Annotated in this window: 16 protein-coding genes and 1 riboswitch; of the genes, 6 read left to right on the forward strand and 10 right to left on the reverse strand. The window is 43.0% G+C overall.

Annotation, left to right across the window (positions count from 1 at the left end):
• Window positions 1-179: 179 nt before the first annotated feature.
• From ACVPPQ_RS10505 to ACVPPQ_RS10525, 5 genes are read left to right on the forward strand one after another with little or no spacing between them, the layout of a single operon-like run.
• Window positions 180-1373 carry an acyltransferase gene (locus ACVPPQ_RS10505; RefSeq protein ID WP_463494577.1) on the forward strand — a complete coding sequence of 398 codons (1194 nt, stop codon included), beginning with the start codon at window positions 180-182 and terminating at the stop codon, window positions 1371-1373.
• The gene (locus ACVPPQ_RS10510; RefSeq protein WP_463494579.1) at window positions 1310-2827 is read left to right on the forward strand and encodes an AMP-binding protein; all 1518 of its coding nucleotides are present in this window, start codon (window positions 1310-1312) and stop codon (window positions 2825-2827) included. The genes ACVPPQ_RS10505 and ACVPPQ_RS10510 overlap by 64 nt, the downstream gene beginning before the upstream one ends.
• Entirely contained in the window at window positions 2820-3794 is a 975-nt protein-coding gene (locus ACVPPQ_RS10515) for an aliphatic sulfonate ABC transporter substrate-binding protein (protein WP_025082338.1), read from the forward strand. Before ACVPPQ_RS10510 ends, ACVPPQ_RS10515 begins: the two co-directional genes overlap by 8 nt.
• 17 nt (window positions 3795-3811) lie before the next feature.
• Window positions 3812-4582: an ABC transporter permease subunit gene (locus ACVPPQ_RS10520; RefSeq protein WP_463494581.1), complete on the forward strand. Its 771-nt coding sequence runs from the start codon at window positions 3812-3814 to the stop codon at window positions 4580-4582.
• A 13-nt stretch (window positions 4583-4595) separates the two neighbouring features.
• Window positions 4596-5327 carry an ABC transporter ATP-binding protein gene (locus tag ACVPPQ_RS10525; protein WP_463494583.1) on the forward strand — a complete coding sequence of 244 codons (732 nt, stop codon included), beginning with the start codon at window positions 4596-4598 and terminating at the stop codon, window positions 5325-5327.
• 188 nt (window positions 5328-5515) lie between these two features.
• Here the strand turns inward: ACVPPQ_RS10525 and rpsA are convergent, their stop codons facing one another.
• The 5 genes from rpsA to ACVPPQ_RS10550 form a co-directional block, all read right to left on the reverse strand.
• Window positions 5516-6727 carry a 30S ribosomal protein S1 gene (gene rpsA, locus ACVPPQ_RS10530; RefSeq protein WP_463494585.1) on the reverse strand — a complete coding sequence of 404 codons (1212 nt, stop codon included), beginning with the start codon at window positions 6725-6727 and terminating at the stop codon, window positions 5516-5518.
• 91 nt (window positions 6728-6818) lie between these two features.
• The gene (cmk, locus tag ACVPPQ_RS10535) at window positions 6819-7484 is read right to left on the reverse strand and encodes a (d)CMP kinase (protein ID WP_463494587.1); all 666 of its coding nucleotides are present in this window, start codon (window positions 7482-7484) and stop codon (window positions 6819-6821) included.
• A gap of 65 nt (window positions 7485-7549) precedes the next feature.
• On the reverse strand, window positions 7550-8221 hold the full coding sequence (locus tag ACVPPQ_RS10540) for a LysM peptidoglycan-binding domain-containing protein (protein WP_463494589.1): 672 nt from the start codon (window positions 8219-8221) through the stop codon (window positions 7550-7552).
• 68 nt (window positions 8222-8289) lie between these two features.
• Complete coding sequence (locus ACVPPQ_RS10545; RefSeq protein WP_463494591.1) at window positions 8290-9729, reverse strand: RecQ family ATP-dependent DNA helicase; 1440 nt, start codon at window positions 9727-9729, stop codon at window positions 8290-8292.
• A complete protein-coding gene (locus tag ACVPPQ_RS10550) occupies window positions 9726-10748 on the reverse strand; it encodes a helix-turn-helix domain-containing protein (protein WP_463494593.1) in 1023 nt (340 codons plus the stop codon). Before ACVPPQ_RS10550 ends, ACVPPQ_RS10545 begins: the two co-directional genes overlap by 4 nt.
• A gap of 24 nt (window positions 10749-10772) precedes the next feature.
• Between ACVPPQ_RS10550 and ACVPPQ_RS10555 the strand changes: the two genes are divergently transcribed.
• Window positions 10773-11012 carry a ferredoxin gene (locus ACVPPQ_RS10555; RefSeq protein WP_463494595.1) on the forward strand — a complete coding sequence of 80 codons (240 nt, stop codon included), beginning with the start codon at window positions 10773-10775 and terminating at the stop codon, window positions 11010-11012.
• Window positions 11013-11194: 182 nt separating this feature from the next.
• Here ACVPPQ_RS10555 and ACVPPQ_RS10560 read toward each other — a convergent pair whose 3' ends face one another.
• The 5 genes from ACVPPQ_RS10560 to ACVPPQ_RS10580 all read right to left on the reverse strand — a co-directional run bounded on the left by ACVPPQ_RS10560 (window position 11195) and on the right by ACVPPQ_RS10580 (window position 14567).
• The gene (locus tag ACVPPQ_RS10560; protein ID WP_463494597.1) at window positions 11195-11770 is read right to left on the reverse strand and encodes an ECF transporter S component; all 576 of its coding nucleotides are present in this window, start codon (window positions 11768-11770) and stop codon (window positions 11195-11197) included.
• Between the two features lie 124 nt (window positions 11771-11894).
• A riboswitch (FMN riboswitch) is annotated at window positions 11895-12020 on the reverse strand.
• Window positions 12021-12075: 55 nt separating this feature from the next.
• A complete protein-coding gene (locus tag ACVPPQ_RS10565; RefSeq protein ID WP_106483255.1) occupies window positions 12076-12825 on the reverse strand; it encodes a pseudouridine synthase in 750 nt (249 codons plus the stop codon).
• Entirely contained in the window at window positions 12826-13449 is a 624-nt protein-coding gene (gene scpB, locus ACVPPQ_RS10570) for an SMC-Scp complex subunit ScpB (protein WP_463494599.1), read from the reverse strand.
• Window positions 13433-14191, reverse strand: coding sequence for a segregation and condensation protein A (locus ACVPPQ_RS10575; RefSeq protein ID WP_463494601.1), 759 nt, complete (start codon window positions 14189-14191; stop codon window positions 13433-13435). Before ACVPPQ_RS10575 ends, scpB begins: the two co-directional genes overlap by 17 nt.
• Before the next feature lie 7 nt (window positions 14192-14198).
• Complete coding sequence (locus tag ACVPPQ_RS10580) at window positions 14199-14567, reverse strand: N-acetyltransferase (protein ID WP_463494603.1); 369 nt, start codon at window positions 14565-14567, stop codon at window positions 14199-14201.
• Window positions 14568-14576: the final 9 nt, after the last annotated feature.

The following is a 14576-nucleotide window of genomic DNA, read 5'->3' on the forward strand; positions in this document are numbered from 1 at the left end:
AATTATAGCATATTTATGACGCCGATTCCGCAATTCCTAAAAAAAGGCCACTATCCCATTTTATTCAAAATTAAATCCGATTTTAACCATCTAAAACTTACAGAAAAGTCACATTTAATCGGTAAAGTACTCATCAAGTTATTCATAATAACTAATACTTAACAAAGGGGCTCCTGCTTTTGAACAAGAAACACCTTTATGAAATCGACTTTATGCGTTTCTTTTTTATCATTGGCGTTTTAGCGATTCACACCATCGGCATCGTCAAAAAACAATTCGATCCAACTAGCTTAACCTACCAAATTTTTGGTGGTTTGCACGCCTCTTTTCATTTCACCCGAACCAGTTTTATGTTTGTTAGTGGTTTGGTGCTCTTTTTTAGTCTCAGTCACCGACCCGTCAGCTTATTGAAGTTCTGGCGTAAACGATTCTGGCTGATTGGGATTCCCTATCTCGCTTGGAATCTGGTCTATCTCATGTTACACGGTCAATCCCCGTTAACGCTGACCTTTTACCAGCAACTGGGCCCGCATTTATTACACGGTGATTTAAGCTATCTCTATTATGTGCTCGTCACGATGCAACTCTATCTGATTATTCCGCCATTATTCAAATGGTTGCAACACAATCAACGTTACCACCGCGTCATTCTCTACAGTAGTTTCTGGTGTCAAATTCTCATTACCCTACTGATTAAATTCGTGATTCCCCACCTCGATACCAGTCACTGGCCTTACCTACTCTCCCATTACGGCGTTTTCGTTGGGACTTATCAATTCTATTTCATCGCCGGTGCTATCACCTGTTTGAACTACCAAGAATTGACTGAATGGCTCGATAGTCACGGTCCCAAACTCATTCATCTTTTGTGGATCGCCGTGCCAGCTATCTGGCTTTATTACTATTATGATCGTTTCATTCTCCATTTAGGTGATATTCCTTCTAAATCCGTTCATCAACCGTTATTTGTTTTATACGCCTGCCTTTTCATTCTGATCATCCTATATTTAGGTCGACGTTGGGCCGCTCACCGATTAGAACCCCATTGGCGCTGGTTTTCAAAATGGGTCGCACTCGGCGCCCAGCTATCATTCGGCATTTATCTTGCCCAACCGATTGCCATTACAGGTTTCAAATGGTTCTTAGCCAATACTCACCTGAGCACCCTGGCGCTGATCTTAATCACACCAATTGCGCTCCTTGTTATCTACGGTTTATCCTTCGGGATTGCCTATCTCTGTTACCAAACGCCTTACTTAGCTTATTGTATCGGCCGTCCCAAAAAAATACTTAAAACGAGGTCCTCGTCATGTCTAAACTCAGCGCAACCCTGCAAAAACAACTCTTACAATCAACAGCCAAAACACGAGTAACTGATTTAGCTGCACAACACGTTTTCGATGCGGCAACCGTTAATCGTGATTTACAACACTGTCTCACTTTTTTTAATAATCAAGGTTTACAAACTGGCGACTACCTCATGTTAGGCTTACCCAATTCTTACCAATTCTACATTACTTATCTCGCCGCCTTAATCACGGGTTTAACGATTACCGCCGTCGATCCCCAAATTCCCAATAATGAAGCGCACCAACTCTTAGCCAAACAAACTTACGCTGCCGTTATTTTCGCCGAAGACACACATTTTAGTACCCCAGAACCCCACTTACGATTGAGTATCAATCCTGAATTAGCGACTAGTCATTACTGGCAACGTCAATCAATTAACCATCACCAACCCACTAATTGCGTGCCGACTGAAAATTCGTTAGCCATTTATATGTATACGTCAGGTACGACTGGTACCCCCAAAGCAGTTGGCTTAACCCACGCTCAACTATTGGCAGCTATTCAAAACATCATCGCGGGCCATCAATTGACCGCCGCGGATCGCACCTATCTCTGTTTACCGCTCTTTCACATTAACGCCCAAGTCATTTCTTTATTGGCCACGACGGTTTCCGGTGGACAACTAGTGATTGCCCCTAAATTCAGTGCCAGCCAATTCTGGGCCACGGTTCAAACCGCGCAAATCACTTGGGTCTCATTAGCCCCAACCATCATCAACATCTTACTCAAAAAAGCCCCCCAATATGCAATCAATCATCACTTGCGCTTCATTCGCTCAGCTTCAGCCCCACTCGCCATCACGACGGCACGTCAATTTGAAAAGACCTTTCAAGTGCCGTTAATCGAATCCTACGGCATGACCGAAGCTGCCAGCCAAATTTGCGCCAATCCACTCCAACACCGCAAGTTAGGCTCCGTTGGCGTACCCATTGGTCTTGATTTAAAAATTGTCGCAGCCGATCATTCAACCTTACCCGCCAACCAAATGGGTGAAATCGCCATTCGTGGAGCTAACGTGATTACGGCCTATCAAAACAGTTTAGGAAACACCGACTTCGATCAAGGTTGGCTGATAACCGGCGACCTCGGTTATCAGGATTCCGAAGGTTACGTCTTCATCAACGGTCGGCAAAAAGACGTGATCAATCGCGGGGGTGAAAAATTAAGCCCCACAGAAGTCGAGAATATTTTATTAGCATTACCCTTCGTTGAACAAGTTTGTGTGACTGGCCAACCGGATCCGATTCTCGGCGAACGCGTCAGTGCTTACATTATCCTCACCAAGCACTCAACCGATGCACAACAACTCGAAGCGTATCACCAAGCCATTATCGAACATTGCCAACACAACCTCTCCCGGTTTAAACAGCCCGAAATCATTCATTTCGTCCAAGCCTTGCCCAGTGGTCCGACCGGCAAAGTTAAACGGCATCAATTAACTGATTTTGATTTACAGGAGGTGGCCCATTATGGCTAAAACACATTGGTTTAAAAAACTGGCCGTCGCACTTTTCTGTAGCATCTGGTTAATCGGCGCCGCCTTTGGCTACCACTATCTCTACGGTAATCAAACGGCCGAAGCCAAAACCGTGATTACGATTGGCTATCAAAAAGGCGATATTTTCCAGATTGCCAAACTCGATGGTGGTCTTGAAAAAGCGTTGGAAAAGGAAAACTACACCGTTAAATGGCATGAATTCGTCGACGGTAGCGCCTTACAAGAAGCGCTTAAAACCGGTTCAATTGACTTCGGTCGGACTGGTAACACGCCACCGGTGATTGCGCAAAGCAGTGGCGCGCAAATCGTCTATGCCGCTGCCGGTTATTCTAAATACCAAGGTAGTGCAATCCTGATTCCTAAAAATAGTACCGTTAAATCGGTCAAAGCCTTGAAAGGCCAAAAGATTGCAGTTGCGAAAGGCACTAGCGCTCATTACTTCTTAATCAGAGCCCTCAAAAAAGCCGGTCTGACTTTGAACGATGTTGATGTTCAATATCTAGACGCTGGTGCCGCTCGAATTGCCTTTGAAAAAGGCGCCGTTGCTGCTTGGGTCACTTGGGATCCCTATACCGCTTCGGCGCAAACTGATATCGGCGCGCAAATCCTAACGACCGCCGAAGGGTATACAACCGATCGTGATTTTATTTTATCCACTAAATCCTTTACGACCGCTAATCCTGACGTGACTAAACTAGTCGTCAGTCAGACCAATAAGGCCCTCAAACGCGCCAATCAAAATAAAAGCCAATTGATTAAAAACCTCGCCAAAGCGTTGAAGATGGATCAAGCGACGATCACCTTGATGGTCAACCGCCGGACTTACGGGCTAGAATCAATCTCCACCGAAATTTTGAAAGAACAACAATCCATCGCCGATACTTTCTACGATTTAAAATTAATCAAAAAGAAAGTTGATGTTCAATCCGCTAAAATCGAAAATTAATAGTCAGTAGGTGTATCATGCAAAAGTTCAAAACTAAGCTCCTCAATTTTTGTTTACCGGCATTACTGCCCGTCAGTTTATTACTGATTTGGCAAGTCGCAAGTCAGCTCAACTTAATTTCCACTAAATTTTTCCCGGCGCCTTCGACAATCATCAAAACAGCTTACACCTTGGTGCAGGGCAAAGAACTCTTCAAAAACGTCACCATCAGTCTTTACCGCGCCACTTTGGGCCTCGGAATCGGTGCTAGCTTAGGCTTACTACTCGGGCTACTCACCGGCCTCTCCCACCGCGCCAACCAATTACTCGATTCGACCATCCAAATGATCCGCAATATCCCGCATCTCGCATTACTCCCGCTCGTCATCGCCTGGTTCGGGGTGGGCGAAACCAGTAAGATTTTTCTAGTGGCCGTTGGCGTCTTCTTTCCCCTATACGCCAACACGGTACACGGGATTCAAAGCGTTGATCCAGAATTGATTGAAATGGGCCACGTTTACCAGTTGAGTCGTTGGCAACTCTTCACCGATATTATCTTTCCAAGTGCGCTGCCAGCCATCCTAGTCGGGCTACGATACGCGCTCGGCATTATGTGGACGACACTAATCGTCGCCGAAACGATTGCATCCGATTCCGGTATCGGCTATATGGCAATGAACGCCCGTGAATTCATGCAGATGGATGTGATTCTCGTCAGTATTTTAATTTATGCGTTACTCGGTAAAATATCAGATTTAATTGCTAAGTTTTTCGAAAATGAAGCCAATCACTGGCAAATTAATGAATAAAGGTGGTTTTAAAATGCAAACAGTTCTGGAATTAAAAGCAGTTACCAAAAAATTCAACGGCCAAACCATTCTAAATCCGATTGATTTGACCATTCAGCAAAACGACTTTATCGCTGTTATCGGGAAAAGTGGTGCTGGTAAAAGTACATTACTGCGGATGATCGCCGGTTTAAGTGCCCCTAGTTCAGGCAGCATCTGGCAAAACCAGCAGCGCGTCACAACCACCAACGCCATGACCCGAATCATGTTTCAAAATCCTCGGTTGCTCCCTTGGAAAACCGTCGCACAAAATCTCAGTATTGGTCAAACTAAAATTACCGCTGAACAATTGGCAACGACCTTAACGCAAGTCGATCTAACGGCCAATCAACATCAATACCCGCTGACCCTCTCTGGTGGTCAACAGCAACGGGTTGCCTTAGCACGCATCTTATTACACCATCCCGAACTACTATTGCTTGACGAACCGTTTGGCGCCTTAGATGCTTTCACCCGGCAATCAATGCAACAACTCATTGAAAACCTGTGGCAAGCCCAACAATTAACCGCCCTATTGGTAACCCATGATATTGAAGAAGCCGTTGCACTCGCTTCTAAAGTCGTGATTGTCGGCCAACAACAACTGCGACAAGCAATTCCGATTAATCTCCCCCGTCCGCGAGATCGGCATAGTCCAGCATTTAAAGCACTCGTTCAACAAATCATTAGCCAACTCGAAACCAGTCAGGTTCAACCAGCTGGGTAATCAAAAAAAGGTGGTTATCCTGAAAACTCAGGATAGCCACCTTTTTGGACTTGATAGACAATTGATAACGTGCTTTTGAGTTGCAACAACCTCCGCTTAACCCAAAATCCCCCAATTATCTTAAACGCAAGATAACTGGGGGATTTTCTGTTAATGCTCAGTTGCTACCCGCAACTCAACACACTTACTTATTTATCTAATGATTTACCAATCAAATCGCCGATACTAAAACCAGTTTCTTCTTCTGGCATTTGATAATCAGATGGTGCAACATCTTTTTGTTCAGAATCTTTCGCACCCGCTGGTTTTTCTTGTAAAGCTTTGATTGATAAACCTAAACGTTGTTGATCTGGATCAACATTCAAGACTTTAACTTGAACTGTTTGACCTTCTTCTAAAACATCGTTTGGTGTCGCAATATGTTGATGTGAGATTTGTGAAATATGCACAAGACCTTCAACACCTGGGAATACTTCGACAAAAGCACCGAAAGTTGTTAAACGTTTCACAACGCCTTCTAAAACACTTCCAACGGGGGCTTTTTCAGCAATTTCATCCCAAGGACCAGGTTGTGTATCTTTGATTGATAATGAAATCCGGCCTTTTTCTTGATCTAATGCTAAGACCTTAACCTTAACCGTTTCACCAACCGTCAAAACATCTGCTGGTTGTTTAATATGGTCATATGAAATTTCAGAAACGTGGACTAACCCGTCAACGCCGCCTAAATCAATAAAGGCACCAAAGTTGGTTAAACGCGCAACTTCACCTTCGATAATATCACCAGGTAATAGTTTTTCAAAAACGGCTTGCAATTGTGCTTTGCGTTCTTGTTCAACTAAAGCTTTACGTGATAAGATTAAACGATTTTCGCTTGGTTCAATTTCAATAATTTGTAAAGTCATTTCTTGGCCTTTATAACCATCCAAGTTACGCACAAAACGGTCTGAAATCATTGAGGCGGGTACAAATCCCCGAACGCCTTCAACATCAACAACTAAACCACCCTTAACAACGCTTGAGACAGTCGCTGTTACGGTTTCTTGGTTCGTAAATTTAGTTTCAATTTCAGCCCAAATTTTACGTGCTTCTAAACGACGTTTTGATAATAAATAACTACCATTTTCTTTATCATTACCGATCGTTGAAATAACGACGAGGTCCATTACATCCCCAACTTTAACGATATCTGATAATTGGTCAATAGGTTGACTTGAGAGTTCTTTTTGAGGAACGACCCCTTCAACACCAGTGCCCTGAATTCCAACAATGACTTGGCGATCTTCAATTGCTAAAACTTCACCCTGAACAACGTCCCCAATTTTGACTTCGTGGACACTGTTCAAAGCAGCTGCCATAGCTTCGCTGCTCTGAGTTTCATTCAAGTTAGCATCACTCATACCTAAAATCCTCCTTAACGACTGACTGTCTATACACTTCTATTTTAGTTGAAGTCCCACTGAATTACCAGTTTTTTCCCTTAGTAATTCACTAATTTGGCATCTTTTGTTTCGTAATCGCTAATATTTCAGCGACAACTTGCTCAATTGTTAATTTAGTCGTGTCAATTTCAACCGCATCGGCCGCTTTCCGCAATGGTGAAACGGCCCGTGTACTATCTTTTTGATCTCTTAATTCAATTTCAGATTGCAACGTTGCTAATGGCGTATCGATGCCCTTAGTGATATTTTCAGCGTAGCGGCGTTGCGCGCGTTCTTTAGCACTGGCGACCATAAAAATCTTGACCGCAGCATCGGGCAACACCGTAGTTCCGATATCTCGACCATCCATCACGACTTGTCCTTGATCGGCAATCTCCCGTTGGCGTTTGACCATTTCTGTCCGAACAGCGGCCAAGGCCGCCACTTGTGAGACATTATTGGTAATTTCGGGCGTCCGAATCGTCAACGTGACGTCTTCACCATTTAGGAAAACTTTTTGACCCGCTTGATCGGGTTGAAATTCGATTTTGGTGTCCACTAATTTAGCCATCAAACCCGCTTCATCCCCGTAATCTAACCCCAAACGATTCGCAAGCACGGTCGTCGCCCGGTACATTGCACCCGTATCCACGTATACGAAACCTAATTGGGTTGCCACAATTTTAGCGACAGTACTTTTACCAGATGATGCTGGTCCATCAATTGCAATTTGCATTCAAAAAATCCTCCTAAAAATCATTAAAAAAGGCTGGAGAAAATCCTCCAGGCCTTCAATTGTTATTATTTAATATTGAGTTGCGTCCCTGGAGCGACACTTGAACTAGAGGTTAATCCTGGATTTAACGCTAACAATTCAGGCAACGTCATCCCGTTATTAACGGCCGCACGATAAAGCCCTTCACCTGATTTAAGGGTGTAGGTCCCAGTTGCCGATTCGGAACTACTACTACTGCTAGTTGCAGCAACACTACTGCTAGCACTGTCCGCTTGCGCTTGACTGGCACTTGCTGCAGCCTTTTGACTCTCAGCGGCAGCCTGACTACTACTTGCAGCGGCAGCTTGTTGGTCACTGGCCGCTTTAGCACTGCTTTCACTAGCCGTCTTAGCTTTACTTTCACTTGCAACTTTCGCCTTACTCTCACTAATTGATTGCGACTTCTTGGCCGCTTTCTTAGCACTACTACTGTCAGTGTTATCGACAATAATCTTAGAAGACTCTTCAACCGGTTTGTTGGCTCGGCTAGAATGAATGGTGTAAGCAATCGTTGGCGAAGCAATCAATAAAACTAATAAAACACCTAAAATAATGGCAAAATAAGTATTACCTTTTTCCTTACTTTTGGAAGCAACACGGGATAAATTACCTTTGTCATCACGATCATCATCAAATTGTGTTTCCCAGGGTTTATCTTCCGTCTGATTATCTGTTTTTTTCTTGTCATCTTTGAGCATTGACGGCCCTCCCTCTCGGTATTCTTTGATATTGTACCATAGACTTTTCAAAAAAACTTTAAAAAACACTAAAACAATTGGGCCAAAATCCTATTCCATGGCGTTAAACTATTTATTTTAGGGGCTTTATCATTAATTGCGTATTCTAAATTAATTTTTTCTAAAAATTCTAAATCCGTTTGATTCCCACAACAAGCATCGTCATGGTCAACCTGATGAATGGTTTCATCGAAATAATTAATGATGAATTGGCGGCGACAATCTTTAAAAGCCAAATAATCAAGCATTGTCTGTAAGGCAAACTGTTTTTCTTTTTGGCGATTCGTCAATAATTGTTCGACCGCGTTAGCCGATAAACCGAGTTGTTGGTACCGACGTAATAATTCAAATTCGTTACCCTCACTTTTTTTAAACAAATCCGGTTGCTTAAAAAATTGCTGAATCAAACTGTTGGATGGAATCCCAAAATCAACCAATGCCTGTTGTAAATACAGATCTTGCGGTGTGGTCAACACCATCGCATACGCCGATTGCCCATCACGGCCCGCACGCCCAATTTCTTGCAGATAACTTTCGATGTTCTGTGGCACATGGTAATGAATGACGTAGCGAATATCGGCCTTGTTGATTCCCATTCCAAACGCATTGGTCGCACAAATCACATCAATCGTTCCGTCCATATATTGTTGCTGGATCACGTAACGTTCCTGGGTCGATAGTGCGGCGTGGTAGTAAGCCACCCGCTGATTCGTCTGCTGTTGCAATAAATTCGCAATTTCAACGGTCTTTTGACGACTTGAGAAATAAATAATCCCAGGCCCTTGACTATTTTTAACTAGTTGGACTAAATAAGCATCCTTAGATTGTTCGTCTGGTTGCGGACTAACCCCTAAATATATATTGGGCCGATCAACTGACGTTAGGACTTGCTCAACGGCGCTTAGCTCTAATTTATCGATAATATCTAATCGAACTTGGGCATTCGCGGTGGCCGTCAACGCTAAGGTGGCGGTCGGCTTTAGTTGCTTTTTAATACCAGCTAGCGCTAAATAATCTGGTCGAAAATCAATCCCCCATTGTGAGATACAATGCGCTTCATCGACCACAAACAGATCAATCTGACATTGTTGCAAAGCGGTTAATATTTCTGGATTACTCAACGTTTCTGGCGCCATAAAAATAAAGCGAAAATCTGTCAAATGTTGTAACAACTGTTGGCGTTGTCCATAATCCAAATTGGAATTAATCGCGACGGCCCGCTTTTCACCTTGATAGTTCAGTTGCGCCACTTGATCTTGCATTAACGCAATCAATGGCGAAACGATCACGGTTGTATGGCCCAAACAATAGGCCGATAACTGGTAACACAACGACTTTCCCGTGCCGGTCGGTAAAACGGCCAGTGTATCCCGACCAGCCAAGACGGCCTGAATAACGGCCGCTTGTCCTGGTTTAAAGGTGTCGTAACCAAAACGCTGTTTTAAAACCTGTTGAATATCCCACGTCATTGGACCGCCACCTTTAATTTAATTTGATATAACCGGTATTCAAAGAAATCGATTGCCGGAACAGTCGCTTGAACGGCTTGAAAACTGACCGCCGCATCCTGCGAAAATAACGTGTCTAACTCGCTCTGATGCGTTAAATAATCAGTAAACGGAAACTGCGGCACTAATATGGCGATTTCGAGTAGATGTTCCAGAATCGTCCCCGGTTTAATGTGCCGTTGTTGACTGATTTGATCAACCGTCTGCCCCGATTGGACAGCTTGCCAAGTTTGAGCGGTACTCTGACTTAACCGACTTGGATTGTCCAACACTAGTCCCTCTAAGACCGAAAATTGAGCTAGTGATTGGCGCAACTGTGTTAAGAGCTGCGCAAACCCATCAAGCGTTCGTAATTCAATGGCTAACGGTGATTGTCCCAACAACTGCACGAGCTGTTGTTGGCTACTGCCGGTGACTTGATGCCCGACTAATCGATTGGCTAATAGGTCAGCTTGTTCGGGCGCTAATTCCCGCAACAGCGTGCTGAGCTCATTTTGAACCTGTTGTGGAAAATCAGTTTGTTGTTTATGTTGTTTAAACCAATAGACGACTTGGTTGCGTTCATGTAAACTGATGGTCACGGGAAAATAGCGCTGATTATGGTGGGCGTATTCTGATGTAATTTGGAGTGCCAGTAATAAGCGACTTTGAAACGCCGTCAATTTACCCATCTGTGGCCCATCATAATGAGTCGGCCAAAATAAAGTTGGTCGGATTGCTTGTTTTTGTTGATCACCGGCTGGCGTCAACCAAGCAAAGCGGTCGTCACAGACTAACCAACCCGCTTCAACCATTTTATTTAATATCGCTTGAAATTGCGTCAATGATAGATTAGGATAAATTTGAAGCCATTTTAAAATATCGTAATCTAACGCCGCGTATAAATTAGACGTCGTACGCTTACCGACCAAGGTATAATACACCACTTGATAGCGGCGTTTGTCGGTACTAAATAAACATAAAAGATAATCAATTAACATCTTAAATTCCTTATCCTAGAAAGTGTGAATTCATTGTTATATAGTCGTGTTATTCCTGAACGTTGTATTGCCTGTGGGCTCTGTCAATTGAAGGCGCCAAACCTCTTCGATTATGATGCCGATGGTGTTGCCTTCTTTAAACCCGATCAGAATCAAGGTCAGGTCCCCATCGACAATCCACGTGATCAAATTGCATTCAAAGCAGCCTATACAGCTTGTCCAACGGGCGCAATTGTTCGCCAATCAACTCCATTTTCATCCTAGCATACCCCCACGTAAAAAGACACTATGGCATAATTAGTCGTATCATGATATTAATCTTTACCGCGCGCCACAACTCATCAATCTCCGTTCAAATTTAAAATGCGGTCTATCCTTAGTTCTGGATAGACCGCATTTTTAACTTGATACTCAATTGATAACCGAGTTTTGTCACAGCTTATTCTTTAAACCGCGGTTTTCATATGTTGTTTTAACCATGGTAAGATTCGTAAATATAAAATACCAAAGACAATGGTGATTAGCCCGCCTTTAATCAAGTTAAACGGTACTAACCCGATCAAGATGTACTGTAGGGTCGACATGCCTAAGTTGAGCCCCATTAATCGAATGTAGAGCGGTAAAATAAAGAGCCAATTGGCCAAGACCATCACAATCGTCATACTGATTGAACTGACGACCCCAGCTAAAATTTGACCTTTTAAAACACTCTTTTGCCGTTTGAATAAATAATAAAAAGGTAAAAGATAAAAAATAGACGCTAACACTCCGGCAAAATCGCCCACCAAACTTGGCAGACTAGCACCCGTCATAATGAAATGGAGCACCGAACGAATCACAGCTACCCCGATACCACCAAGTGGCCCGTAAATAAAGGTTCCAAGTAAAACAATCACATCACTAAAATCGACCTTCAAAAAAGGAAAAGCCAAAATGATGGGAAACTCGAAAAACATCACAATAAATGAAATTGCGCCTAACATGGCGACGCCAACCATTGTCCGTACTTTTGATGCATGCATCCGTAACACCCTCCAAATGAGGTTGTCTTCATTTGCGAACTCAAAGTGTTTGATTGCATTAAAAAAGGTCTATTAATCAGGGTGATTAATAGACCTTAAATGAATACATTCATACCCAAATAAGCTCTATCTTCTTCCATCTAGACTTTCACTATCGGTACCGGAGTCACACCGGTTCAGCCACTGCAAATGCAGCAGGTCGCGGACTATTACCGCCGGTCGGGAATTACACCCTGCCCTGAAGACGAACCATTAATATTTACTTCACGGAAAGCATACCAAAAAATAATTCTAAAAGCAACGATTTACTTTCGGTTTTTATGCCGTGGTTTTTCACTGAGTTCTGCCATCTTTTTGAATTCTGCGACTTCAATTGGTTTTAACGCCCGGTATTCACCAGATACTAAGCCATCAAGCGTTAAGAAACTATAGGTTTCCCGTTTCAATTTAGAAACGGGTAGCCCGACAGCCGCTAACATATTTTTAACTTGATGATTCATCCCTTCGTGAATCGTAATGCTGATGATGGCCGTATTCTTCCGACGATCAGTTGAAATAATTTTAGTTTTAGCTGGCGCTGTTTTACGTTTTTCTAACACGATTCCTTTACGTAATTGACGTAACATATCAGGCGTCGGAATACCTGAGACCTTAGCCACATAGGTCTTATCAACCTTATATTTAGGATGCATTAACATGTTGGCAAAGTCCCCATCATTGGTTAATAACAATAACCCTGATGTATCGTAATCAAGCCGACCAACTGGGTACACCCGTTCTGGAATATCTTCAAGATATTCGGTCACAACGGGCCGTTTCTTATCATCAGTCACTGCAGAAATGACTTGGCGCGGTTTGTATAACATGTAATAAACTTTACGTTCCCGTGTTAACGGTACACCATCCACTTCGATATGTTCTGAACCTTCAACTTTGATACCCATTTCGGTCACGACTTTACCATTAATGGTGACGTGTCCCGTTTGAATCAATGTTTCAGCCTTTCGCCGAGAAGCAACCCCAGCGTTAGCGATGACTTTTTGTAGTCGTTCCATTTATTGTTCTCCTTTATCGTCCGTTTGTGGACTGACTTCATTTAATGTTTGTTCAAATTGACGGAAATATAAATCAGCAGCATCCGCAGCCGGTTGATCTTCATCGATTGTTAATTCTAATTGTTCCAATTCTGGTAATTCTTTAAGTGTTGTTAAGCCAAAATAATCTAAGAAATAATTGCTTGTTCCGTATAAAATCGGCCGACCAGGGGCCTCTTTGCGCCCTTTTTCAATCACCAATTGCCGCGCTAATAACGTCTGAATGGCCCCGCTACTTTGCACGCCACGAACTTCATCAATCTCAATTCGCGTCAGTGGTTGCCGGTAGACGACAATCGCCAATACCTCTAAAGCGGCTTGGCTAATACTTGTCGAAACCGGGCCCGCAAAGTAACGTTTAATCAGCGGTGCCATTTCTTTTTTGGTAACTAACTTATAACAATCGGCAGCTTGAATCAGACAAATACCTGAATGGTCATCAGTTTGATAGCGCTGACCTAGTTTTTCCAATAACTGGCGAACCGCGGCCTCATCCAATAACACTAATTGGGCAATTTGGTTTAAAGTCACCCCTTCATCACCAGCAACGTACAATAAACTTTCAATTTCAGCGAGATGCTTCACTAGTCGATTCCTCTTTCAACATCACAAAAATCTGAGTCTCATAAGTTAGCTGATCACAGACAATGCGACGATCTTTCATTAATTCTAATATCGCTAAGAAGGTGGTGACAATTTCATCACAATCATTGGGATTCACAACCAACGATTCAAACGTCACCGCATTGGCTTGGCGACTTAACTGGGTTGTAATCCAATTCATTTTTTCAGTAATCGAAATTTCGTCATTCTGGACGGTTTTAAAAACCGGTTGACTAGCTTTGGCCTCCGCTAACATCTTGGAAACCGCCGCCGCTAAATCACGGGGTTTAATCACACCGCGCGCAAGTGGCACCACTTTTTCAGCGGGATTGGTACTAGCCGGTTTCGCAAAGAGTTGTTGGCGTTCCATTTCACGTTCTTGCAAAACACCGGCAATCTTTTGAAAAGCCTGGTAAGCCAATAACTGATCGACCAGTTCTTGACGTGGATCAACATAGTCGATGGTCTCTTCTTCTACCAACACCGGTGGCTTTGGCAACAATAATTTGCTTTTAATCTTCATTAACGTTGCCGCCATCACTAAATAATCACCCGCAATATCGAGGGCTAGTTCTTGCATTTGATGCAAGTAATCCAGGTATTGCGCGGTGATTTCAGCAATGGGGATATCATAAATATCAATCTTCGTTTGTTTAATTAAATGTAATAATAAATCCAAGGGTCCTTCAAAATCAGAAAGGACCAACGTCAACTGTTCAGTCATCTCGCAACTAATCCATTTCTTTAGTCTGGTGCTGTTCCCACTTAGCAATTAAAGCCGCTGTGTCTAAAGAACCCATCACCCGACTCTTAGGATACATCGCCGCTAATTCGTCTAATACCTCATAATATCGGTGATCACTGCGTTCAGACGGATTCAGTGAAATGTGCCGCACTAATATATAATCAGCACCCAATTCAATCCCAACAATCCCGGCAAAATCACCTGCTTCATTTTGCCAAAGATATAAAATATGTTGGTCATCGTTATTGTAAAAAGCCAGTTCTGATTGAACATGCGACACTTCTTTTAGATCAGGGATAAACGATAAAAAGCCCATCGCAATCTTTTCATAATCATTTTTGTACTTAAATAACATGTTGACCTC

The sequence above is a fragment of the Latilactobacillus parafuchuensis genome (assembly GCF_055271665.1).